The organism is Stenotrophomonas sp. YJH_SMC_48-3 (assembly GCF_059369375.1).
In genome coordinates this window covers 529251-552865 of the sequence record NZ_JCAFSQ010000001.1, presented here as the reverse complement: position 1 = coordinate 552865, position 23615 = coordinate 529251, and the positions used below count along the sequence as shown (strand labels likewise).

The 23615-nt window shown below is 67.2% G+C and carries 21 protein-coding genes and 1 pseudogene; 5 read left to right on the top strand and 17 right to left on the bottom strand.

What is annotated here, in order from left to right; all coding sequences use genetic code 11:
* Positions 1–37 precede the first annotated feature (37 nt).
* The 8 genes from hslU to AC5P65_RS02515 form a co-directional block, all read right to left on the bottom strand.
* Entirely contained in the window at positions 38–1411 is a 1374-nt protein-coding gene (gene hslU / locus AC5P65_RS02550; RefSeq protein ID WP_095378276.1) for an ATP-dependent protease ATPase subunit HslU, read from the bottom strand.
* A 94-nt stretch (positions 1412–1505) separates the two neighbouring features.
* The gene (gene hslV / locus AC5P65_RS02545; protein ID WP_005411093.1) at positions 1506–2057 is read right to left on the bottom strand and encodes an ATP-dependent protease subunit HslV; all 552 of its coding nucleotides are present in this window, start codon (positions 2055–2057) and stop codon (positions 1506–1508) included.
* An 85-nt stretch (positions 2058–2142) separates the two neighbouring features.
* Positions 2143–3039 carry a tyrosine recombinase XerC gene (gene xerC, locus AC5P65_RS02540; protein WP_111098676.1) on the bottom strand — a complete coding sequence of 299 codons (897 nt, stop codon included), beginning with the start codon at positions 3037–3039 and terminating at the stop codon, positions 2143–2145.
* A 16-nt stretch (positions 3040–3055) separates the two neighbouring features.
* On the bottom strand, positions 3056–3730 hold the full coding sequence (locus tag AC5P65_RS02535) for a DUF484 family protein (RefSeq protein ID WP_019660702.1): 675 nt from the start codon (positions 3728–3730) through the stop codon (positions 3056–3058).
* On the bottom strand, positions 3727–4578 hold the full coding sequence (gene dapF / locus AC5P65_RS02530) for a diaminopimelate epimerase (RefSeq protein ID WP_111098675.1): 852 nt from the start codon (positions 4576–4578) through the stop codon (positions 3727–3729). The genes AC5P65_RS02535 and dapF overlap by 4 nt, the downstream gene beginning before the upstream one ends.
* The gene (gene lptM / locus AC5P65_RS02525; protein ID WP_031270510.1) at positions 4571–4843 is read right to left on the bottom strand and encodes an LPS translocon maturation chaperone LptM; all 273 of its coding nucleotides are present in this window, start codon (positions 4841–4843) and stop codon (positions 4571–4573) included. The genes dapF and lptM overlap by 8 nt, the downstream gene beginning before the upstream one ends.
* Before the next feature lie 127 nt (positions 4844–4970).
* Complete coding sequence (locus tag AC5P65_RS02520; RefSeq protein WP_021203896.1) at positions 4971–5393, bottom strand: YbaN family protein; 423 nt, start codon at positions 5391–5393, stop codon at positions 4971–4973.
* Positions 5394–5447: 54 nt separating this feature from the next.
* Positions 5448–7559 (bottom strand): S9 family peptidase, encoded by a 2112-nt coding sequence (locus AC5P65_RS02515; RefSeq protein ID WP_111098702.1) that lies wholly within the window; start codon positions 7557–7559, stop codon positions 5448–5450.
* Between the two features lie 205 nt (positions 7560–7764).
* Between AC5P65_RS02515 and AC5P65_RS02510 the strand changes: the two genes are divergently transcribed.
* Entirely contained in the window at positions 7765–8952 is a 1188-nt protein-coding gene (locus AC5P65_RS02510) for a pyridoxal phosphate-dependent aminotransferase (RefSeq protein WP_111098346.1), read from the top strand.
* 110 nt (positions 8953–9062) lie between these two features.
* Here the strand turns inward: AC5P65_RS02510 and AC5P65_RS02505 are convergent, their stop codons facing one another.
* Both AC5P65_RS02505 and AC5P65_RS02500 read right to left on the bottom strand, forming a co-directional pair.
* Positions 9063–11159, bottom strand: coding sequence for a prolyl oligopeptidase family serine peptidase (locus tag AC5P65_RS02505; RefSeq protein WP_111098347.1), 2097 nt, complete (start codon positions 11157–11159; stop codon positions 9063–9065).
* Between the two features lie 69 nt (positions 11160–11228).
* Complete coding sequence (locus AC5P65_RS02500; RefSeq protein ID WP_021203893.1) at positions 11229–11555, bottom strand: hypothetical protein; 327 nt, start codon at positions 11553–11555, stop codon at positions 11229–11231.
* 128 nt (positions 11556–11683) lie between these two features.
* Between AC5P65_RS02500 and AC5P65_RS02495 the strand changes: the two genes are divergently transcribed.
* On the top strand, positions 11684–12286 hold the full coding sequence (locus AC5P65_RS02495) for a lipocalin family protein (protein WP_019660709.1): 603 nt from the start codon (positions 11684–11686) through the stop codon (positions 12284–12286).
* 104 nt (positions 12287–12390) lie between these two features.
* On the opposite strand, the gene AC5P65_RS02490 is transcribed toward AC5P65_RS02495, so the two are convergent.
* The 3 genes from AC5P65_RS02490 to AC5P65_RS02480 all read right to left on the bottom strand — a co-directional run bounded on the left by AC5P65_RS02490 (position 12391) and on the right by AC5P65_RS02480 (position 15180).
* Positions 12391–13080, bottom strand: coding sequence for a methionine ABC transporter permease (locus AC5P65_RS02490; RefSeq protein WP_021203892.1), 690 nt, complete (start codon positions 13078–13080; stop codon positions 12391–12393).
* Positions 13077–14084 carry a methionine ABC transporter ATP-binding protein gene (locus AC5P65_RS02485; RefSeq protein ID WP_021203891.1) on the bottom strand — a complete coding sequence of 336 codons (1008 nt, stop codon included), beginning with the start codon at positions 14082–14084 and terminating at the stop codon, positions 13077–13079. The genes AC5P65_RS02490 and AC5P65_RS02485 overlap by 4 nt, the downstream gene beginning before the upstream one ends.
* A 199-nt stretch (positions 14085–14283) precedes the next feature.
* Complete coding sequence (locus tag AC5P65_RS02480) at positions 14284–15180, bottom strand: DMT family transporter (protein ID WP_019660712.1); 897 nt, start codon at positions 15178–15180, stop codon at positions 14284–14286.
* A gap of 153 nt (positions 15181–15333) precedes the next feature.
* Here AC5P65_RS02480 and AC5P65_RS02475 point away from each other — a divergent pair, with 153 nt between their 5' ends.
* Entirely contained in the window at positions 15334–15816 is a 483-nt protein-coding gene (locus tag AC5P65_RS02475; protein WP_019660713.1) for a YajQ family cyclic di-GMP-binding protein, read from the top strand.
* 35 nt (positions 15817–15851) lie between these two features.
* Here AC5P65_RS02475 and AC5P65_RS02470 read toward each other — a convergent pair whose 3' ends face one another.
* The 3 genes from AC5P65_RS02470 to AC5P65_RS02460 all read right to left on the bottom strand — a co-directional run bounded on the left by AC5P65_RS02470 (position 15852) and on the right by AC5P65_RS02460 (position 19920).
* Entirely contained in the window at positions 15852–16949 is a 1098-nt protein-coding gene (locus AC5P65_RS02470) for a helix-turn-helix domain-containing protein (protein ID WP_031270503.1), read from the bottom strand.
* 359 nt (positions 16950–17308) lie between these two features.
* Positions 17309–18436 carry an NAD(P)-dependent alcohol dehydrogenase gene (locus tag AC5P65_RS02465; protein WP_111098349.1) on the bottom strand — a complete coding sequence of 376 codons (1128 nt, stop codon included), beginning with the start codon at positions 18434–18436 and terminating at the stop codon, positions 17309–17311.
* Positions 18437–18453: 17 nt separating this feature from the next.
* On the bottom strand, positions 18454–19920 hold the full coding sequence (locus AC5P65_RS02460) for a benzaldehyde dehydrogenase (RefSeq protein ID WP_111098350.1): 1467 nt from the start codon (positions 19918–19920) through the stop codon (positions 18454–18456).
* Between the two features lie 193 nt (positions 19921–20113).
* On the opposite strand from AC5P65_RS02460, the gene AC5P65_RS02455 reads away from it, so the two are divergent.
* Positions 20114–20680: a DUF1415 domain-containing protein gene (locus AC5P65_RS02455; protein ID WP_111098362.1), complete on the top strand. Its 567-nt coding sequence runs from the start codon at positions 20114–20116 to the stop codon at positions 20678–20680.
* Positions 20677–21480, top strand: a pseudogene (locus tag AC5P65_RS02450) (SDR family oxidoreductase). Before AC5P65_RS02455 ends, AC5P65_RS02450 begins: the two are co-directional and overlap by 4 nt.
* Positions 21481–21582: 102 nt before the next feature.
* Here AC5P65_RS02450 and AC5P65_RS02445 read toward each other — a convergent pair.
* Positions 21583–23613 carry a M3 family metallopeptidase gene (locus AC5P65_RS02445; RefSeq protein WP_111098351.1) on the bottom strand — a complete coding sequence of 677 codons (2031 nt, stop codon included), beginning with the start codon at positions 23611–23613 and terminating at the stop codon, positions 21583–21585.
* Between the last annotated feature and the right edge of the window lie 2 nt (positions 23614–23615).

Sequence of the window (23615 nt, the reverse complement as noted above, 5' to 3'; positions counted from 1 at the left end):
GCCCTCGCCACGGCGAAGGATCCGACCTCGATGCGCATTACAGGATGTAGCGGCTCAGGTCCGGGTCCTGCACCAGCTCACCCAGGTGTGCATCGACGTAGGCGCTGTCGATGGCCAGGGTTTCGCCATCGCGGTCCGGTGCCTCGTAGCTGAGCGAATCCAGCAGGCGCTCCAGCACCGTATGCAGGCGGCGCGCGCCGATGTTTTCCTGGCGCTCGTTCACCTGGAACGCGATCTCGGCCAGGCGCTCGATGGCATCGGCAGTGAAACTGACCTTGACGCCTTCGGTGGCCAGCAGTGCTTCGTACTGCTTGGTCAGCGCGGCCTTCGGTTCGGTCAGGATGCGCACGAAGTCGCCCTTGCTCAACGCGCCCAGCTCAACGCGGATCGGGAAACGGCCCTGCAGCTCCGGAATCAGGTCGCTGGGCTTGGCCAGGTGGAACGCGCCCGACGCGATGAACAGGATGTGGTCGGTCTTGATCGTGCCGTACTTGGTGGACACGTTGGAGCCTTCCACCAGCGGCAGCAGGTCGCGCTGCACGCCTTCGCGGGAGACATCGCCACCGCCCACGTTGTCGCCGCGCTTGGCAACCTTGTCGATCTCGTCGATGAAGACGATGCCGTGCTGCTCGCAGGCCTCGATTGCCGCAGTGCGGATATCGTCCTCGTTGACCAGCTTGCCGGCCTCTTCCTCGATCAGCAGCGGACGCGCGGCCTTGATGGTCAGCGTGCGCTTGTGCGCCTTCGCGCCGCCACCGAGGTTGGCGAACATCGACTTCAGCTGCTGGCCCATTTCCTCCATGCCCGGCGGGGTCATGATGTCCATGCTGACATTGGCCGCCAGGTCGAGCTCGATCTCACGCTCGTCCAGCTCACCGTTGCGCAGCATCTTGCGGAACTTGATGCGGGTCTCGTTGTCCTGCGCCGACGGTTCGTTGCGGGCGACTTCAGGATCGAAACCGATGCCGCCGCTACGACGCGGCAGCAGCGCATCGAGGATGCGGTCTTCGGCGCGTTCTTCGGCCTGGGTACGCACGCGCACCTTGGCCTGTTCGCGATAGAGCTTGACCGCGGTGTCGGCCAGGTCGCGGATGATCTGCTCGACGTCCTTGCCGACGTAGCCCACTTCGGTGAAGCGCGTGGCTTCGACCTTCACGAACGGCGCGTTGGCCAACGTAGCCAGGCGGCGCGCGATCTCGGTCTTGCCGACGCCGGTCGGGCCGATCATCAGGATGTTCTTGGGCATCACTTCATTGCGAAGCTCCGGCGCCAGCTGCATGCGGCGCCAGCGGTTGCGCAGGGCGATGGCCACGGCACGCTTGGCGTCGTGCTGGCCCACGATATGCCGGTCCAGTTCCTGCACGATCTCGCGCGGGGTCATGGTGGCGGAGGATACTTCGATCTTCGGCATGGTTGTGCTCACGGATTCAGATGCATGTAGAGCCGAGCCATGCTCGGCTGACGGGCAGCCCTGCCGAGCATGGCTCGGCACTACAGAAGAGCGGTCACAGCTCCTCGACCACTACGTTGCGGTTGGTGTAGATGCAGATGTCGCCGGCGATGCCGATCGCTTCACTGGCAATCGTGCGCGCATCCAGTTCGGTATGTGCCATCAGCGCGCGCGCGGCCGACAGTGCATACGAGCCACCGGAGCCGATGGCGATGATGCCGTCCTCCGGTTCGATCACATCGCCGGTGCCGCTGATGATCAGCGAGGTTTCCTTGTCAGCCACGGCCAACAGGGCTTCAAGCTTTCCGAGGCGGCGCTCGGTGCGCCAATCCTTGGCCAGCTCGACCGCAGCGCGCTGCAGCTGGCCGTGCTTTTCCAGCTTGGCCTCGAACAGCTCGAACAGGGTGAAGGCATCGGCGGCGGCACCGGCGAAACCGGCCAGCACCTGGCCGTCGCGGCCAAGGCGGCGCACCTTGCGCGCGTTGCCCTTCATCACGGTGTGGCCCAGCGTGACCTGGCCGTCGCCGGCAATGGCCACGTGCTCGCCGCGACGGACGCAGACGATGGTGGTGGCGTGGAAAACGTTGGGGTTCTGACTGGGGTCCATGATGCCTCCGGGGTGACAGAACCAGAGGTGGGGACTGCGCTGCGCCCTTCAAGCCACCCGCGACCGGCCACCGCAGGGGCAACGTTCAGCTTTCTCCGCTGCCCTCGCTGCTGCGTCGGCGCTTCGCGCGCGGATGCGCGGCGTCGTAGACCTTGGCCAGGTGCTGGAAATCGAGGTGGGTATAGATCTGCGTGGTGGCGATGTCGGCATGGCCCAGCAGCTCCTGCACACCGCGCAGGTCGCCGGACGATTCGAGAATATGGCTGGCGAAACTGTGCCGCAGCATGTGCGGATGCACATGCTTGAACAGGCCCTGGCGCTGCGCCAGCTGGCGGATGCGGATCTGCACCGCGCGCTGGCTGATCGGCCCGTTGCGGCCAGGAAACACCGGCGAGGCCGGGCCGCCACCACTTTCGGCACGCCACGCCTGCAGCGCTTCGCGTGCGGGCCTGCCGAACGGCACCCGGCGCTGGCGGTTGCCCTTGCCCAGCACGTTGACCAGGCCGCTGGCGAAATCCAGGTCGCGCCAGGTCAGTGCGCAGACTTCGCTCAGGCGCAGGCCCGAGGAGTAGAACAGCTCCAGCAGCGCGCGATCACGTCGGCCGAGTTCACCTTCCGGTTCAAGCTCGACCAGCTGTACGGCTTCGTCGGCATCGAGCACCTGCGGCAACCGGCGCGGTGCGCGCGGGGCCTTCAACGTCCCTGCCGGGCTGGCCTCGATGCGTCCGTGCTTGAGCAGCCAGGCGTAGAAGCTGCGGCAGGCCGACAGGCGGCGCTGCAGGCTCTTGGCCGACAGCCCGCGCCGATGCTCATCGGCCACGAACTGGCGCAACGCATCGGCATCGAGTGCCTTCACGGCTACGCCACGCGGCTCGGCCCAGGCCGACAGCGCGTCCAGGTCGCGGCGGTAGGCGTCGAGTGTGTGCGCCGACATCCGCCGCTCCACCTGCAGATGCTGCAGGAACGCCTGTACCGCGCTCATCGCCGTCGTGCCCTGCTCAGCTCGGGAAGCGCTTCAGGCCAGTGGCCAGGGCGTCGCCCATCATGCGCAGGAACAACGTGCCCATGCCCGGGTAGAAACGGTTCGGATCATGGCTGCCGACCGCGATCAGGCCAACCCCCGGCAGCGGCAGCAGCGCGGTGGTCTGCACCTCCTCGCTGCGCGCGCCGTACAGCACGGCGTTCTTCTCCGGCTGCAGGCGGCCGCAGATCGGCTCGCCGTCCTTCAGGCAGTCGCGGAACGGGCCCAGTTGCGGATCATCGGCGGCGATCACCTGCAGCCAGTCGGCCTGTTCCAGCCCGGCCACCGGCGCATGCACCACCAGCCGCACCAGGTCGCCGGCGAAGTCTTCCTGCAACGAAGCGGCCATCGCACGCAGAGTGTCGGCCGCATTGTCCTGCTTCATCAGTGCCAGGGTCAGCTGATGCGTGCGCACCGCCAGCCGCTCGTTGACCTGGGCGGTCGCGCCCAGGTCGGCCAACCGTCGCGCCAGCTCGCGGTTCTTCTCGCGCAGCACTTCCAGCTGGTAGCTGGCCAGCGATGCGGTCGGGCCGTCATCGCGCGGCACCACCAGGGTCAGGGCCAGGTCCGGGAACTGCTTGAGGAAGCCGGGATGACGCCGCAACCAGGCAGCGACTTCGTGGGCCCCGAGCTTGTCGACGGTTTCGCTCATGCCATCCACTCCCCTTCGAAGACGAATGCGGTCGGGCCGGCCATCACCACAGGCTGGCCATCCCCCGGCCACTGGATGCGCAGGTCACCACCGGGCAGGCTGATGCGGGCATCGCGCTGCAGGCGGCCGCGCTGCATCAGGGTCACCGCAGCGGCGCAGGCGCCACTGCCACAGGCCAGGGTTTCGCCGACGCCGCGCTCGAACACGCGCAGGCGGGCGTGCGCCGGGCCCATCACCTGGGCGAAGCCCACGTTCACCGAGCGCGGGAACGAAGCATGCTGCTGCAGCAGCGCACCGACGCGCTCGACCGGCGCAGCATCGATCAGGCCGACTTCGATCACCGCATGCGGGTTGCCCATCGACACTGCGGCGAAGCGCACGCTTTCGCCCTGCAGCGGCAGCAGGTATTCCTCGCGCGGATGGGCGAAGCCCATCAGCGGCACGTTGGCCGGCTCGAAGGCAGGCACGCCCATGGTTACGGCGAACTGTCCGTCACCGAGCACCTTCACTTCATGGCTGGCCAGCGGGCTGTCGATGACGAACGCATCGCCCTGCGCACTCCCTTGGCGCACCAGCCAGGCCGCGATGCAGCGTGCGCCATTGCCGCACTGCTCGGAATTGGAACCGTCGGCATTCCAGATGCGGTACGAGGCCGCCGAGCCTTCCGCACGCGGCGCTTCGATGGTCAGGATCTGGTCGCAGCCGACGCCGGTGTGGCGGTCGGCAAGGCGCGCGGCCAGTTCGGGCGTAGGCGGCGCGGTGCCGTCACGCAGGTCGATCACTACAAAATCATTGCCCGCGCCGTGCATCTTGCTGAAGCGCAGCGCCGTGGAACTGGCCTTACTCATCCCCGCTGCCCGCCTTCTTCGCTGGCGCGGGTGCCGGCTGAGTGGTCGTTGCAGCCGGATCGACGGTCGTGGCGGGGGCAACGGCGCCCTGGGCCTCCGCCGGGGTCGCCTCGGTGGCGGGCTCGGCAGCGGGTTCGACGGTTTCTTCCACCGGCACCGGCTTCTGCGGCAGTACCAGCGGGCCCTTGTTGCCGCAGGCGGCGAGGAGCAGCAGCGAGGCCGCTGCCAGCGGAATCAGGATGGCGTTTCGATGGGGGATCTTCATGCCCCGAGTATAGCCATTGGCGGCTGAGCGGTTGGTGCAGGGCGGCACGCCACGCATCCGCCGGGCATGGCCCGGCGCTACCGTAACCGGGCGCCGCAGGTAGCGCCGGGCCATGCCCGGCGGGCAATCATTGCTTTGGCGGCAGCGGCCGCGTCCACAGCCAGATCGCCACCACGGTCATGCTGCCGATCGAGAACCACTTCACCCAGGCAATCGGTACGCACCACAGCATGATGGCGGCGCATACCGCCATGGTGATCGTGGCCATCCACTTGCCGTAGCGGCTGACCGCCCCGTGTGCCTGCCAGTTGGCGATGGCCGGGCCGAAGCGTGGATGCTGCAGCAGCCAGTTGTGCAGGCGCTCGGAGCCACGCGAGGCGGCCCAGGCCGAAATCAGGATGAATACGGTGGTCGGCAGGCCCGGCACGAAGATGCCGACGATGCCGGTGCCGAGGCTGACATACGCCAGCAGCCACCACGCCCAGCGGAAACGCACCACGCGCGGAGGCGTGGCGGCATCGCGAGGGGCGGAAGGATCTGGCGCGCTCATGGCCGCAAGGATACCGGTTCAGGGTGCCAGGCAGCGCCCGGCACCCTGTCGCGATCACGGCTGGGCGATGCCCAGCTGCTGCAGCACGAACGCGTACGACTCGGACAGCTCGCGGTAGCGCTGGAAGCGCCCCGACTTGCCGCCGTGGCCGGCTTCCATGTTGGTGCGGAACAGGATCGGGTAGTGGCCGGTGTTGTCGTCACGCAGCTTGGCCACCCACTTGGCCGGCTCCCAGTACTGCACCTGCGAATCCCACAGGCCGGTACCCACGAACAGCGCCGGGTACGCCTGCCGCTTCACGTTGTCGTAGGGCGAGTAGGACAGCATGTAGTCGTAATACTGTTTCTGTTCCGGGTTGCCCCACTCGTCGTACTCATTGGTGGTCAGCGGAATGGTCGGGTCGAGCATGGTGGTGACCACGTCGACGAACGGGACCTGCGCCACCATCACCCGGTAATCCTGCGGGGCCTGGTTGGCCACCGCGCCCATCAGCAGGCCGCCGGCGCTGCCACCGGACGCGGCCACGCGATCCTTCGCCGCCCAGCCCTGTGCGACCAGGCCACGGGTGACGTCGATGAAGTCGTTGAAGGTGTTCTGCTTGTGCAGCAGCTTGCCGTTCTCGTACCAGTCGCGGCCCATTTCCTGGCCGCCGCGGATGTGGGCGATGGCATACACCACGCCGCGGTCGAGCAGGCTCACCGCGGTCTGGTTGAAGTACGGATCCATCGACATGCCATAGCTGCCATAGGCGTACTGGAACAGCGCGCCCTTGCCGTCCTTCTGGTAGCCCTTGCGGTAGACCAGCGACACCGGCACCTTCACGCCATCACGTGCGGTGATCCAGACGCGGTCGGTTTCGTACTTCGACGCGTCATAGCCGATCACCGGCTGCACCTTCAGCTGGCGGCGTTCGCCGGTGGCGGTGTTCAGCTCGAACACGGTGGTCGGGGTGGTCATCGAGGTGTATACGTAGCGCAGCCAGGGCGTATCGGCCTCGGTGTTGTCGCCCAGGCCCATCGAGTACGCTGGCTCATCAGCCTTCACGTAGTCGCTGCGGCCATCCTTGAACAGCAGGCGGATGCGTTCCAGGCCCTCGGAGCGTTCGGCGATGGCGGTGTAGCCATCGAACAGTTCGAAGCCTTCGATGAACACCGCATCGTCGTGCGCGATCCAGTCCTTCCACTGCGCACGCGAAGTGGCATCGGTCGGCGCAGTGACCAGCTTGAAGTTCTTCGCGCCGTCGTTGGTGCGGATCACCCAGCGGCCGTCGTAGTGGTCGGCATCGTACTCGACGTCACGCTGGCGAGGGGCCAGCACGGTGAACGTGGTCGGGTCGCCGGCCGGTGCGTAGCGCTCTTCCGAGGACACGGTGCTGTGCACGCCGATGGTGATGAAGCGATCATCGCGGGTGCGGCCGATGCCCATGTAGAAGCTGTCGTCCTTCTCTTCGTAGACGACGGTGTCGGCGCTGGCTGGAGTGCCCAGCACGTGCTTCTTCACGCGCACGGTCAGCAGCGTTTCCGGATCGTTCTCGACATACAGCACGGTGCGGTTGTCGTCGGCCCAGACCAGGTCGCCGGAACTGCCGGTGATCACATCGGGCAGCACCTTGCCGGTGGCCAGATCCTTGAAGCGGATCGTGTACTGGCGGCGGCCCACCTCATCCTCGGCCCAGGCCAGCAGCTGGTTGTCCTGGCTCACTTCCATCGAGCCGACGCTGAAATAGCCCTTGCCGGCGGCCATGGCGTTGACGTCCAGCAGGATCTCCTCGGCGGCCTCCATGCTGCCCTTGCGGCGCGCGTGGATCGGATAGTCCTGGCCGGTCTCGAAGCGGCTGTAGTACCAATAGCCGCGCTCACGCGCCGGCACGCTGGAATCGTCCTGCTTGATGCGGCCGACGATCTCCTTGTACAGGGTGTCTTCGAGCGGCTTGAGCGGCGCCAGCACCTGGTCCGCGTAGGCATTCTCGGCCTGCAGGTAGGCCAGCATGTCCTTGTTCTCGCGCTTGTCGTCGCGCAGCCAGTAATAGTCATCGTTGCGGGTCGCGCCGAACGGCGCCTTGACCACATGCGGATGCTTGGCGGCATCCGGCGGAACAGGCGGAGTGGCGGCGGTGGCAGTAGTGGTCATCAGGCTGGCGAGCAACAGGCAGAGAGTGGATTTCATGTAGTGGGGTTCCTTGAACTGCAATGCAATGGCGTCCTTGTGCCCGAGTCTGGGTTGCAGGAGGGCTGCGGGCAACCCTGCGGATCGTCATGGGGAGTGCCGGCCGCTGGCCAGCAACCTCACGAACCCGGAGACGGTCGGAATGCCGGCCGGCGGCCGGCACTACCAGAACGCATGACCCAGACGCGCGGCGTACCATGGGCACATGAGCACCCTGCCCCACACGCCGGGCTACAGCCGGCGCAGCCATGAAATCGCTCCATTCCACGTGATGTCCCTGCTGGCCCGCGCACAGGCGCTGGAGCAGGCCGGCCACGATGTGATCCACCTGGAAATCGGCGAACCGGACTTCACCACCGCCGAACCTGTCGTGCGCGCCGGCCAGGCCGCATTGGCCGCCGGTCATACCCGCTACACCGCCGCACGTGGCCTGCCGGCTCTGCGTGAGGCCATCAGCGGCTTCTATCGCAGCCATTACGGGCTGGATATCGACCCTGAACGCATCCTGGTCACACCGGGTGGGTCCGGTGCGCTGCTGCTGGCCAGCAGCCTGCTGGTCGATCCCGGCCGCCACTGGCTGCTGGCGGACCCCGGCTATCCGTGCAACCGCCACTTCCTGCGCCTGGTGGAAGGCGGTGCGCAACTGGTACCGGTCGGGCCGGAGACCGCCTACCAGCTGACCCCGTCACTGGTGGAACAGCACTGGGATGCCGACAGCGTCGGCGCGCTGGTCGCCTCACCGGCCAACCCGACCGGCACCGTGCTTTCCGCCGACGATCTGGCCGCACTGTCGCAGGCCCTGCACGCGCGGGGCGGCCACCTGGTGGTGGACGAGATCTACCACGGCCTCACCTATGGCCTGGATGCGCCCAGCGTGCTGCAGGTGGATGACAGCGCGTTCGTGCTGAACAGCTTCTCCAAGTATTTCGGCATGACCGGCTGGCGGCTGGGCTGGCTGGTGGCACCGCCGGCCGCGGTACCGGACCTGGAGAAGCTGGCGCAGAACCTGTACATCAGCGCCTCGAGCATCGCCCAGCATGCCGCCCTCGCCTGTTTCAGCGAGGAATCGATGGCGATCTTCGAACAGCGCCGCGACGCGTTCCGCCAGCGTCGCGACTTCCTGCTGCCCGCACTGCGTGAGCTGGGCTTCCGTATCGAGGTCGAGCCGCAGGGCGCGTTCTACCTGTACGCAGACGTCAGCGCGTTCACCGACGATGCGCAGGCGTTCTGCACCCACTTCCTGGAAACCGAGCATGTGGCATTCACGCCCGGGCTGGATTTCGGCTTCCATCGTGCCAACCAGCACGTGCGCCTGGCCTATACCCAGGAAGTGCCGCGATTGCAGGAGGCGGTGGAGCGGATCGCGCGTGGGTTGAAGAGCTGGGGCACCTGATCGCCCTGCGCGAACAGCATCCACGCATGACGTGGATCTACTGGCTCCACGCCACGTGGATACGCGGACCCAACGAAAAACGCCGCCCGAAGGCGGCGTTTTTCATTCCGTCACTTACCGCCGAGGCGTTCCCACAGGAAGCTGTAGGCCAGCGCCGACATGTGTGCGGCCTGCGCGTTGTTGGCGGCGCCGCCGTGGCCACCTTCGATGTTCTCGTAGTAGGTCACGTCCTTGCCGGCGTCGATCATCTTCGCCGCCATCTTGCGGGCATGGCCCGGATGCACGCGGTCATCGCGGGTGGACGTGGTGAACAGCACCGGCGGGTACTTCTTCTTCGCATCGAACAGGTGGTACGGCGAGAAGGTCTTGATGAACTCCCAGTCGCTGGTATCCGGGTTGCCGTACTCGGCCATCCACGATGCGCCTGCCAGCAGGTGGTTGTAGCGCTTCATGTCCAGCAGCGGCACCTGCACCACCACCGCACCGAACAGCTCCGGGTACTGGGTCAGCATGTTGCCGGTCAGCAGGCCACCATTGCTGCCGCCCTGCACGCCCAGGTGCCTGGCGCTGGTGATCTTGCGCTTGACCAGATCGCGCGCCACCGCGGCCATGTCTTCATAGGCCTTGTGGCGGTTCTGCTTCAGTGCCGCCTGGTGCCAGCGCGGCCCATACTCGCCACCGCCACGGATGTTGGCGACCACGTACACGCCGCCCTTTTCCAGCCAGGCGCGGCCCATGCCACCGGAATAGCTCGGGGTCAGCGAGATCTCGAAGCCACCGTAGCCGTACAGCAGGGTCGGATTGGAACCGTCCAGTTTCATCGCCCGATCGTGCACAACGAAGTACGGCACGCGGGTGCCATCCTTGCTGGTGGCGAAGTGCTGCTCGATCACCTTGCCCTTGGCATCGAAGAAGGCCGGCATGGTCTTCAGCGTTTCCGGGGCCTGGCCGATCTCGGCCAGCGCCAGCGTGGTCGGGGTCAGATAGTCGGTGGCCGTCAGCCACACCGCGTCGCTGTCATTGCTGTCGACCGCAGCCACCCCCAGCGTGCCGAAAGCCGGTGCACCAACGAAGCGGCTGGTCTGCCAGCCATTGGCGCCCGGCGTCAGCACCGACAGGCGGTTCTTGACGTCGTCCAGCACGTTCAGCACCAGATGGTTCCTGGTCCAGGTGGCGCTGGCCAGCGAGGTGGTCGCGGTCGGGGTGAACAGCACGTCGAACTCGCGCTTGCCGGCCAGGAAGTCATCCAGCTTGGTGGCCAGCAACGAACCGGGCGCATAGGTCTTGCCCCCGACAGTCCACGGATCACGCAGCTCCAGGGTCAGCCATTGCTTGTGCAGGCCCTTCTCGGCCGAATTCGGCGCGTCGATCTTGGTCAGCGTGCCATCGTCACCGCGCAGATAGATCTCGTTGTTGTAGAAGGCGAGCGTGCGGCTGACCAGGTTGCGTTCGAAGCCCGGAGTGTCATCGTGCGTCGCCGCGATGTACATGTCTTCCGGCTTGCCTTCGTAAACCGTCGTGGCCGAGGCCATCGGAGTGCCACGCTTCCACAGCTTGGCCACGCGCGGGTAGCCGGAGGTGGTCATCGAGCCGGCACCGAAGTCGGTGTAGACGAACACGGTATCGCGGTCGATCCAGTTGAGGCCGCCCTTCGACTCCGGACGGAAGAAGCCATCCTTGATCCAGGTCTTGTTGGCCAGGTCGAATTCGCGGGTGACGTCGGCATCGGCGCCGCCGCGCGACAACGCGATCAGGCAACGGCTGTAGTCCGGGCGCAGGCAATCGGCGCCGTGCCAGACCCAGTTCTCACCCTCGGCCTTGTTCAGTGCATCCAGGTCGAGCACGGTTTCCCACTGCGGCGAGGCCTTGCGGTATTCGGCCAGGGTGGTGCGTCGCCACAGGCCACGCTCGTGCTGCTGGTCCTTCCAGAAGTTGTAGTAGTAGTCGCCGATCTTCTGCACGGCGGGAATCTTGGCATCGGAGTCGAGCACCTCGCGGATGCTGGCTTCCATCTGCTTGAATGCCGGGGTCTGCGCAAGGCGCGCCTCGGACTTGGCGTTCTGTTCCTTGACCCAGGCCAGCGGCTTGTCGCCGGTTACGTCTTCGAGCCAGGCGTAACGGTCGGTGTCTTCAGCGGCCACGGCGGTCCCCACCGAGGCAGCGGTCATCATGCCAGCCAACAGGCAGGCGGAAGCGAATCGTGACATTGCAGCTCCAGGCAGTCATAAGCCCTGGAACGCTAGCATGGATCACCGCTGTCGCCCCCGTGTCGAAGGTCAGGCCGCGGCGGTGGCGCCCCGACGGCGGCGGGCCGCACCGCCACCGCGTCGGTCCGCCTGTCCACCGGTGTGACGCGCCCGCCGCAGCCACGACAGGCGAGGCAACGGGAAGCGCAGCAGCGCCCACCAGGCCACCAGCGGCATGCCCACCAGCCACATCGGCAACCAGCCCAGCCATGCGCTGCTACCACGCGCGGCCGGCCAGACCAGGACCAGTGCCACACCGGCCAGGGCCAACTGCCGCACGCTGCGCAGCAGGCGCGGGTCGGCACGTTCAAGGCTGACGCGTTCAGCTGCAGGGCGACGGACGGAACGTGCGTTCATGGGGCTTCTCCGGTAGACAGTGCAACACAGCTTGGTCAATGCCCTTCTCAAAGGCTGCGACACCATTGACGGATCGCGCACGCTCAGTCGACCATGCTCACGCAAAGCCCTCCTGAGCCCGCTCCCGCATGACTTCGATCCGCCCGCTCTGCGCCATGCTCTTGGCCCTGTCCCTGGCGGGCCCCGCCGTGGCCGCCAGCGAGCCGCCATCGCCCCGTGCCAGCGCCCCACGCGTCGCCGACCCGGATGCGCCGATCGACCTGAAGCGCTTCATGGGTACCTGGTACGTGATTGGCCGCGTGCCGAACTTCGTCGAGCGCGGCCATGTGGCCAGCGTCAACGAGTACGAACTGCGCGACGCGCACAAGGTCGGCATCACCTACCGCTATCGTGATGGCTTCGGCGAACCCCTGCAGGAGATCCGCGCACGCGCCAGTGTCGATCCGGACAGCGGCAATCACGGCTGGCGCACCTGGTTCTATCGCGTGGTGCCTACCCATTCACGGGTGCTGGAAGTAGCACCGGATTATTCCTGGGCACTGATCGGCTACCCGGGCCGCGAGATGGCCTGGATCTTCTCGCGCACACCGGACATGGACAAGGGCCTCTACAAGGAACTGGCCGAGCGCCTGCGTGACGAATACGGGGTGAACACCGACAAGCTCAAGCGTGTGCCACAGCGCCCGGAGCAGGTCGGCAAGCTGGGTTACGAAGTACCCAACGTGCGTTGAGAGAGCGCCGGGCGCAGATGTAGTGCCGGCCGCTGGCCGGCAGCTCCGGCACACCTGGAGCAGCGCATCGTTGCCGGCCAGCGGCCGGCACTATCTGAGGCGGGCTACTTGCGGGTGTAGTGCGCGACCAGGCGGTCGCCGAGCATCTGCAGCAGCTGCACCAGGATCAGCAGCACCACCACGGTAACCAGGGCCACGTCGGTGCGGTTGCGCTGGTAGCCTTCGCGCAGCGCCAGGTCGCCCAGGCCGCCGGAACCGATCGCGCCGCCCATGGCAGTGAAGCCAACCAGAGCAACGGTAGTGACCGTGGCGGCGGCAATCAGGCCCGGCCGCGCCTCGGGAAGCAGCACCCGGGTGACCAGTTGCCAGGTGGTGGCACCCATCGACTGCGCGGCCTCGACCACGCCGCGGTCCACTTCGCGCAGCGCGGTTTCCACCAGGCGCGCGTAGAACGGCGCCGCACCGATGACCAGCGCCGGCAACGTGCCGAGCACGCCGATCGACTGGCCCATCAACCACAGCGACACCGGGATCAACACCACCATCAGGATGATGAAGGGTACCGAACGCAGCAGGTTCACCACGATCGCCAGCGCGCCATAGGCCAGTGGCCGGCGTTTCATCTGCGGCGCGCCGAACACGTACAGCAGCACGCCCATCGGCAGGCCGATGGCCAGGGTAAGCGGCAGCGAGCCGGCCATCATCAGCAGCGTCTCGAGGGTGGCCTTGCCGATATCCACCCACTTGTCCGCATCCAGGTGGCGGAAGAAGCCGCCGGCAGTAGCGATGATCATCGACGCAGTTCCTCAACGTGCACGCCGGCGGCCACGAACGCGGCCTGCGCGGCGGACTGGTCACCGCCCACCAGGGCGACGACCAGCTGGCCATACGGGGTGTCCTTGATCCGGTCGATACGGCCGGACAGGATGTTGTAGTCGACCCCGGTCTGCCGCGCGACGCTGCCGAGCAGGGGTTCGTAGGTGTCGCCACCGAGGAACGTCAGCCGCACGATGCGGCCACCGACGGCATCGAAATCGCGATGCAGCGCACCTTCGTCCATGTGCTCCGATTCGCTGACGAAACGGCGCGTGGTCGGATGCTGTGGATGCAGGAATACCCGGGTGACCGGCCCGGTCTCGACCATCTGGCCGGCGTCGAGCACGGCGACGCGGTCGCAGACGCGGCGGATCACGTCCATCTCGTGGGTGATCAGCACGATGGTCAGGCCCAGCTCGCGATTGATCTTCGACAGCAGCGACAGCACCGATGCCGTGGTCTGCGGATCGAGCGCACTGGTGGCCTCGTCGCACAACAGGATCTGCGGACGCGTTGCAAGTGCGCGGGCAATGCCGACGCGCTGCTTCTGGCCACCGGACAGCTGCGCCGGATACTTCTGCGCATGCGCTTCCAGGCCAACGGTCTGCAGCAGCTCGACCACGCGTGCGTCGATCTCCGCCTTCGGCGTGCCGGCCAGCTCCAGCGGGAAGGCGACGTTGCCGGCCACCGTGCGCGACGACAGCAGGTTGAAGTGCTGGAAGATCATGCCGATGCGCCGGCGCAGCGCGCGCAGGCCGTCCGCGTCCAGTGCGGTGACATCCTCGCCACCGATCAGCAGACGCCCACCACTGGGTTCTTCCAAGCGGTTGATCATGCGGATCAGCGTCGACTTGCCGGCGCCGGAATGGCCGATGATGCCGAATACCTCACCGGCCTCGATGGTCAGGTCCAGCGGCTGCAGCGCGCTCACTGCGCGGCCGGCAACGGCATAGGATTTGTGCAGGCGCTGGAACTCGATCACGGGCGTGGCTCACCGGCTGGGTGACGGAAGGGGGCGTGCAGCCTACCAGCGCAGGCGGTCGCGCGCCCGCGCCATGGGCCAGAATGTTATTCCTTTTGGTTCTAAGCCGCTGCCCGCGGTAGCGCCGGCCGCTGGCCGGCACCTGCAGCGGTCCCTCCGGCGCGAGGGGTTGCCGGCCGCCGGCCGGCCCTACCCCGGCTCAGGGGTGGTCCAACGGCTTCGGCGGCTCCTGCCGGTTCACCCGCTCGCGATGCAGCAGGTACAGGCCGGACGCAACGATGATCGCCGCCCCCACCCAGGTATAGCCATCGGGCAGCTGGCCCCAGAACGCCAGGTCCCAGCCGATCACCCAGACCAGCCCGCTGTACTCCAGCGGCGCGATCATCGAGGCCTCGCCCAGCTGGAAGGCCCTGGTCAGGGCGATCTGGCCCAGCGCTCCGGCCAGGCCCATGCCGCCGATCAGCGGCGCATGTGCCAGTTGCAGTGGCACCCAGCCGGGAAGGGCCAGCAGGCCGGCACCGATGGCCATGATCACCAGGAACCAGACCACCATCGACTGCGAGGTATCGGTGCGGGTCAGCAGGCTGACCGTGATCGCGGCTACGGCATAGGCGGTGGCCGCGGCCAGCACCATCAGCCCAGGCACCGAAATGAAGCCGTCCACGCCCGGCCGCAGCACGACCAGCACGCCGACCAGGCCGATGCCGATGGCCACCCAGCGCCGCGGCCCGACCCGTTCGCCCAGCAGCGGCACCGACAGCGCAGCGATCAGCAGCGGGGCAACGAAATAGATGGTGTAGGCAGTGGACAGCGGCAGGTCGCGCAGGGCGAACACGAAGCAGCCGATCATCGCCATGCCCAGCGCACCACGCAGCAGGTGCAGCCCCCAGCGGCGCGGCACCAGTGAACGCGGCCCGGCGCTGGCCAGCACCCAGACCAGCACGAACGGCAACGAGGCCGCGCCGCGCAGGAAGGTCACTTCCAGGGTGGGATAGCTGGCCGACAACTGCTTCATGCCGGCGTCCATCAGCGAGAAGCAGGCGACCGCAGCGACCATCCAGGCCACTGCGCGCGAGGGAGAGCGTTGCACGTTCATGGCCCATTATCGCCCGGTCGTCGCTTTCTGTAGAGCCGAGCCCACGCTCGGCTGCTCTTCACAAAGCAGCCGAGCGTGGGCTCGGCGCTATAAAGGGCGGGCATAGGGCCCTCGCGATAGAATGGCTGCCACTGAATCCTGCGGAGCATCGCCATGCCTTCCTTCGACGTCGTGTCCGAAGTCGACACCCACGAACTGACCAACGCCATCGACCAGGCCAACCGCGAACTGGCCACCCGCTTCGATTTCAAGGGCGTGGATGCCAAGTTCGAGCGCGATGGCGATGTGATCAACCAGTTCGCGCCGACCGAGTTCCAGCTCAAGCAGATGAACGACATCCTGCGTGCACGCCTGGCCGCGCGCGGCATCGATGTGCTCAGCCTCGAATTCGGCGACATCGAGACCAACCTGGCCCAGGCCCGGCAGAAGATCACCGTCAAGCAGGGCATCGAGCAGAAGGTCGCCAAGAAGATCGCCGCTGCGCTGAAGGAGGCCAAGCTGAAGGTCGAAAGCCAGATCAACGGCGACAAGCTGCGCGTGCAGGGCAAGAAGCGCGATGACCTGCAGGACGCCATCTCCGTGCTCAAGGCCGGCAAGTTCGAGCTGCCGCTGCAGTTCAACAATTTCCGCGATTGATCTGCCCGCCGGGCCATGCCCGGCGGACTGCAACGTCAACCGCGCAGCAGCTTGTACAGCGTGGTGCGCGAGATGCCCAGCTGGCGAGCGGCCAGGCTCAGATTGCCGTCCGCCGCCTGCGCCGCACGGCGCGCCGCTTCACGCTGCTGATCACGCAGCAGCGGTGCATTCATCGTCGCCGCTGGAGGGCTTTGCGCGCTGCGGCCAGCGACCTTGCGCGGCGCCTGCAGGTGCTGCAGGTAAACCGCACTGCCCTCGCCTACCCGCACCCGATGCGGCGCCCCGGGTTGCAGCAGGCGCCGCCGCTGCGCGGCACTGGCGCCGGCAAACACGCTTTCCAGGTTCAACAACGGCAATGGTCCCCGACGCGGCAGGCCCAGCAGGCGCCGCGCAACACGGTTGGCCGCGCGCAGCTGGCCATCCTCCTGCACCGCCAGCAGCCCCTGCAATGGCGACGCCAGCCAGCGCGGATCATGCTGCAGCGCCAGCAGGTGCACGTCGGCAAGCGCGTGGAACAACCGGTTCTCGCTGGCCAGCGCGGCCTGCCGGAAGTAGCCCTGCAGCAACGAGGGATCGCGCTCACCCAGGCCGGTGATATCGATCACCCCGCATACCTGCCCATCGAGATCGTGCAGTGGCTCGCTGAGGCAGAACACCGGGGCGAACCGCTGCAGGTAGTGTTCATTGCCCCGTACCAGCGCAGGCAGGTCGTCGGCCAGGCTGACTGCCGGTGCCGTGGTGCCGATCTCGCCCTCGCCCAGCCTCCGCCCGACCTGGATCGGGCGCAGCAGCGGTGCATCTTCCAGGCCATGGGCCTGCTGCGCGATCACCATGCCCTCACGGTTGGCACAGAACATCGTCCAGCCACGCCCGCCAAAGGCGGCCCACAGCTGTTCCAGCTCCGGCCGCACGCAGCGCGCGAGCCGACGGTCGCCGGGATCGGAAAGATGCCGGCCATCACCCAGCAGCGGTCGATAGTCCGGCTCCTGCCCGGGCAGCAGGCCGGCCGCGCGCGAACGCAGCCATGACTGCTGCAGCGGCAGCGGCAACACGCCCAATGAGCGCGCATCGCCCTCGGCGAAAGCGGCACGTGCCGCCATCAGTTGTTGCTGCCCGACTGTCGTGGCCATCATGGACGCAGCGTACACCCGCCAGCGGCAACGCCACGTTACGTTCCGACAACGAAATGTTTCCGCCAGCGGTTCAAACACGGGGTCAGAGCCGTCTCCCTTTGGAAAACGGATCCGACCCCGTGCCGACCAACGGTCGGCATCCACCAACAGCAGCGGGAAATTGTCGCAGGCGGGGTGGGTCCGGTTGCGGGGGCGTGAGCGCCATGGATGGCGCGACCGAGCTTACATGGACGTACTTGCAGCGGCCCCCGCAACCGGACCCACTCCGCCAACCTCAAGAATCCAGCTTCTGCTGTTGCTCTGGCGTTTGTCATTGCTTCGGCGGGTGCAGGGCGCAGCCCTGCAACCCCACCCTCTGCTCAGGCCGCGATGCGCAGGATCGGCTTGAGCGTGATTCCCTTCGTACTGTCCTCCGCCGCCTGGTTGATCTGTTCCAGCGGGTAGAACTTCACCAGCTTGTCGAACGGGAAGCGGCCCTGCAGGAACAGCGTGACCAGCTGCGGAATGAACACCTGCGGCACGCTGTCGCCTTCCACGATGCCGCGGATGCTGCGACCACCGAGCAGCAGGTTGTTCACATCGAAACTGGCGGTGGTGCCCAGCTTCGGTGCGCCGACCACGCCCATCATGCCCAAGCCGCCCAGCGCCTCGATACCCGCCGACAGCACCTCGGGGCGACCGGTCGATTCCAGCGCGAAGTCCGCACCACCGCCGGTGATCGCGCGTACGGCCTCGATCACGTCGGTCTCGCGGCTGTTCACCACGTGGGTGGCGCCCAGTTCCAGCGCGAGCTCCAGCCGCGAGGGCACTACGTCGATGGCGATGATGGTGGTGGCACCGGCCACCTTCGCCGCCATCACCGCACTCAGGCCCACCGCGCCGGCACCGTAGCTGGCGAAACTGCTGCCCGAGCGCACCTGCAGCGAATTGAGCACCGCACCGGCACCGGTCTGGATGCCGCAGCCCAGCGGGCCCAGCAGTTCCAGCGGCGCATCGTCGGGTACCTTGATCGCGTTGATCTCGCGCGCGATGGCGAAGGTGGCAAACGAAGACTGCGCGAAGAAATGGTCGTGCAGCGGCTGACCCTGCGCATCGGTGATCGCGGTATGGCCGTGGCCATCGTCGCCACCAAAGTTCAGCGCAAAGAAGTCCTTGCAGTAGGCACCGTGGCCGCCCCGGCAGGGATTGCAGTGACCGCAGGCGCCATAGGTCAGCACCACATGGTCGCCCACCTTGAGGTCGCGCACGTTCGGGCCCACCGCCTCAACGATGCCAGCCCCCTCATGGCCGAGCACTGCCGGCAGCGGCACCGGGTAGTACTGGTCGCGCACGATCAGGTCGGTGTGGCACAGGCCCGTCGCCACTACCTTCACCAATACCTCGTCGTCCTGCGGGCCACGCAGCCGGGCCTGCTCGATGACGAAGGGCTGTTCTTTGCCGCGGACCACGACGGCGGTAATCTCGTGGGTTGTGGTCTTGTCGTTCATCGTGATGGCTCCTTCGATCAGATCGGGTAAGCGGGCGCTTCGCCCTTGACGGTCAACCACTGCCACTGGGTGAACTCTTCCCCGTTGGCGGGGCCACCGATGCTGGTGCCGTTGCCGGACGCACCGACGCCGCCGAAGGGATTGATCACCTCGTCATTCACAGTCTGGTCGTTGATGTGCAGCAGGCCGGTGCGCAGGCGCTCGCCGATCTTCAGCGCGCGGCCGACGTTGCTGGACACGATCGCCATCGACAGCCCGTACTCGCTGTGGTTGGCCAGGCGCACGGCATCGTCGTCATCGTCGAACGGCACGACCACCGCCACTGGCGCGAAGATCTCTTCGTTGAAGGCTGGATTGTCGGCAGAGACGTTGCCAAGCACGGTCGGCGCGAAGAACAGATCGCGGTGCGTACCGCCTGCCTCCAGCGAAGCACCGGCCTGCAGCGCCTGCTCGACCACGCGCGCGGCGTGGTCACGCTGGCCGGCATTGATCAGCGGGCCGATGGCCACCTCTTCGCGTGCCGGATCCCCCACCTTCAGCGAATTGGCCTTGGCCACCAGCTTCTGCAGGAATGCGTCATGGATCTTCCGCTGCACCAGCACGCGGCCGGTCGCCATGCAGATCTGGCCCTGGTGCAGGTAGACGCCCCACGCGGTGTTGGCCACCGCCAGGTCGAGGTCGGCATCGTCGAGAATGATCAGCGAGTTCTTGCCGCCCAGCTCCAGCGAGACCTTCTTCAGGTGCTTGCCCGCCGCTTCGCCGACCTTGCGTCCAGCGGCGGTTGAACCGGTGAACTGGATCATCGCCACGTGCGGATCGCTGGTCAGCGCTGCACCGGCCGCGCCATCGCCGGGCAGCATGTGCAGCACGCCGGCCGGCAGACCGGCCTGTTCGAACAGGCGTGCGATCACCGCGCCGCCGCACACCGCCGTGCGCGGGTCCGGCTTGAGCACCACTGCATTGCCCAGCGCGATGGCCGGCGCCACCGCGCGCATGGCCAGGTACAGCGGGAAGTTGAAGGGCGAGATGACGCCGACCACGCCCAGCGGCCGGCGTCGCGCCAGGTTCAGCCAACCCGGCTCGGAGGGCAGGATCTCGCCGGTGCTGCGCGACGGTAGCGCCGCAGCTTCGTGCAGCGCCTTGATCGTCACCTTCGCTTCGAAGCCGGCCTTGAGCCGTGTCGAGCCGCTTTCGCGCACCAGCCACTCCACCAGGGTGTCGATGTGTTGCTCGGCCAGGCGTGCCGCGTTGCGCAGCACCTCCGCGCGCTGCTCGTAAGGCGCTGACGCCCACGCCTGTTGCGCCTGTGCAGCGGCCGCCGCCGAACGCGCTACCTGCGCCGGGTCGGCCAGGCCGATTTCGCCGAGGGTGTTGCCGGTGGCCGGCTCGATCACCGGCTGCCGTTGCTCGGCCGCCTGCCAATGACCATCGAAGAAGGCGCCGGCCCAAAGGGCATCCGGCAGCCACGGGGAAGATGCAGTCATGGGTGTCCTCCTGTGTCGTGCGTCCATTCCACGCCCGCCGTCCGCGACAGGCAATCGGCCATCCAGCGGTCGCCCGCAAGGGCTTGAATCGGCGGGAATTTCCAGCATGGCGACTGTCCAGTTCCTGCACAGTGAACAGCGCGGCAGCGGCACACTGCCTACAATGTCCGCCCCGCCAGCCGACGTGCCCGCCATGACCGACACCCACCTGCCCACCGATGACCCGATCGCCGCCACCCGCCTGTGGCTGGAGCGCATCGTCGTCGGCCTGAACCTGTGCCCGTTCGCCAAGGCGGTGTATGTGAAGGACCAGGTTCGCATCGTGCTCAGCGATGCGACCACGACGGAAGCCCTGGTTGAGCAGCTGGCCGAGGAACTGGTCCTGCTGCGCGATACGCCGGCCGAGCAGATCGATACCACGCTGATCGTGCATCCGCAGGTGCTGACCGATTTCCTCGACTACAACGACTTCCTCGACAACGCCGATGCGGCGATCGAGGCACTGGACCTGCAGGGCATCCTACAGGTGGCCAGCTTCCATCCGGACTACCAGTTCGAAGGCGTGGCGCCGGGCGATGCCAGCAACTACACCAACCGTGCGCCATTCCCCACCCTGCACCTGCTGCGCGAAGACAGCGTGGCGCGCGCGGTGGACGCGTTCCCTGATCCGGACGTGATCGTCGAGCGCAACATCCAGACCTTGGACCGTATCGGCGTGGACGGCTGGCATCGCCGCCTGCGTGGCGAAGACCTGTCGTGAGCACGGTGCCGCCGATCGCCGCTTGGCCGGCCGCGCCACTGTCGGGCAAGGTGGTGCTGGTCACCGGCGGCGCCAACGGCATCGGCCGTGGCATCGCCCAGTGCGTGCTCGGTGCAGGTGGCCGCGTGTTGATCGGCGACCTGGACGTGGAAGCCGGCCAGGCCTGCCTGCGCGAGTGGCAACGCGGTGAGGACGCCGCATTCCAGCACCTGGACATTACCGACGAAGCCAGTGTGCGCGACTTCATTGCCACGGCCCTGCAGCGTTTTGGTCGCATCGACGGGCTGGTCAACAACGCGGGCATCGCCGGTGCGCACGGCTCGCGGCTGCAGGACATGGACTGGGATGAATGGCAGCGCCGCCTGTCGTCGCTGCACGGCGCTTTCCTGTGCAGCAAGCACGCGTTGCCGGCGCTGACAGCCAGCGCCGCCGGCGCCATCATCAACATCGCCTCGACCCGCGCCTGGCAATCCGAAGCGCACAGCGAGGCCTATGCGGCGGCCAAGGGTGGCCTGGTGGCCTTCACCCATGCGCTGGCGATCAGCGCCGGACCGGCGGTGCGGGTGAACAGCATCAGCCCGGGCTGGATCGGCACCAGCGAGTAGCAGGCACCCTCACGGCGACACGCGCCGGAGTACTCGGCCATCGACCACGCACAGCATCCGGTCGGCCGGGTCGGCCACCCCGAGGACATCGGCGCGCTCGCGGTATACCTGCTGTCGTCGCTGTCCGGCTTCAGCACCGGCCAGGATTTCATCGTCGACGGCGGCATGACCCGGAAGATGATCTACGCCGAATGACCCACCACCGGTAGTGCCGGCCGTTGGCCGGCGTTCCGGTAGATCCACGCCATGCGTGGAGGGCGGTGAAGTGCCAACCAAGGTTGGCACCTACCCGACGCCTTACGCCATGCCCGAGTGACGCAGCAGCGCGTCGATCTGCGGTGCACGGCCGCGGAAAGCCCTGAAGTTCTCCGCCGCCGGGCGGCTGCCACCGCGCGACAGGATCTCATCACGGAAGCGTGCACCGGTTTCCGCGAGCGCATGCGGCGCTTCCTCGAACGCGGCGTAGGCATCGGCGCTCAGCACCTCGGCCCACTTGTAGCTGTAGTAGCCGGCCGCATAGCCCCCCGCGAAGATGTGGCTGAACTGGTGCGGGAAGCGGTTCCAGGCCGGCGGGTGGTTCACCGCCACTTCCGCGCGCACGCGGTCGAGCAGCGCCAGCACGCTGTCCTGCGCTGGCTCGAACTGGCTGTGCAGCAGCATGTCGAACAGGCCGAACTCCAGCTGGCGGACGGTGGCCATGCCGCTATGGAAGTTGCGTGCAGCCAGCATGCGCTCGTACAGCGCGCGTGGCAGCGGCTCGCCACTGTCCACATGCGCGGTCATCGCCTGAAGGTGCTCCCATTCCCAGCAGAAGTTCTCCATGAACTGGCTGGGCAGCTCGACCGCGTCCCACTCCACGCCGTTGATGCCGGCCACGCCCAGTTCGCCGATGCGGGTCAGCAGCTGGTGCAGTCCGTGGCCCATCTCATGGAACAGCGTGGTCACTTCGTTGTGGCTGAAGGTGGCCGGCTTGCCGTTGGCACCCCGGCCGAAGTTGCACACCAGGTAGACCAGCGGCGTCTGCACGCTGCCGTCGGCGCGCACGCGACGGTTGCGGCAATCATCCATCCACGCCCCGCCGCGCTTGCCCTCGCGTGCGTACAGGTCCAGGTAGAACTGGCCGACCAGCGCGCCCTGCGCATCGACCAGGCGGAAGAAGCGCACGTCTTCGTGCCAGACCGGCGCGCTGTCCTCCTGCACATGCACGCCATACAGCTGCTCGATCACCGAGAACAGGCCGCCCAGCACCTTCGGCTCGGTGAAATACTGCTTCACCTCCTGCTCGGAATAGCTGTAACGCGCCTGCTTCAGGCGGTCGGCGGCGAACGCCAGGTCCCAGGCCTGCAGGGCATCGATGCCCAGCTGCTCGCGTGCGAACTGCTCCAGCTCGGCGCGGTCCCTGGCGGCGAACGGCTTGGCGCGCGAGGCCAGGTCACGCAGGAAACCGAGCACTTCGGCCGGGTCCTGCGCCATCTTGGTCGCCACCGAGTAATGGCCGTACGAATCGAAGCCGAGCAACGCAGCCAGTTCGGCGCGCAGGGCCAGGATGCGGTCGATGTTGCCGCTGTTGTCCAGTGCGTCATCGCCGAATTCGGACGCACGCTGGGCGCTGGCGCGGTACAGGATCTCGCGCAGGTCGCGGTCCTCGCCCCAGGTCTGCACTGGCAGGTAGCACGGCATCTGCAGGGTCAGTTTCCAGCCGGCCTTGCCGTCCTTCCGTGCTGCGGCATGCGCGGTGGCCTTCACGTCTTCCGGCAGGCCCTTCAGCCGCGCTTCGTCTTCGATGATCAGCGACCAGGCATCGGTAGCGTCGAGCACGTTCTGCGAGAACTTCGCCGACAGCGCCGACAGTTCTTCCTTGATCGCAGCAAAACGCTGCTGGGCCTCGGGCGCCAGCTCGGCGCCGCCCAGGCGGAAGTCGCGCAGGGTGTTGTCCAGCACCTTGCGCTGGGCTTCATCGAAATGCGCCGCCTCCGGGCTGGCGGCCAGCGCCTGGTACTGCCGATACAGCGCCAGGTTCTGCCCCAGCGCACTGGCGAAGCGGGTCACCCGCGGCAGGTTGCTGTTGTAGGCCTCGCGCAGTTCCGGGGTGTTGACCACGCCCTGCAGGTGGCCGACCAGGCCCCAGGCGCGCCACAGTCGCTCGGTCGCGTCGTCCAACGGGGTGACGAAGGTCTCCCAACGCACCGGCTGCACCTGCTCGGCCGCGCTGACGGCGGCTTCGGCCTCGGCCAGCAGCACATCCAGCGCCGGCGCGACGTGCTCGGGGCGGATCGCCTCGAAGCGCGGCAGGCCGGAAAAATCGAGCAGGGGGTTGGCAACGGTCACGG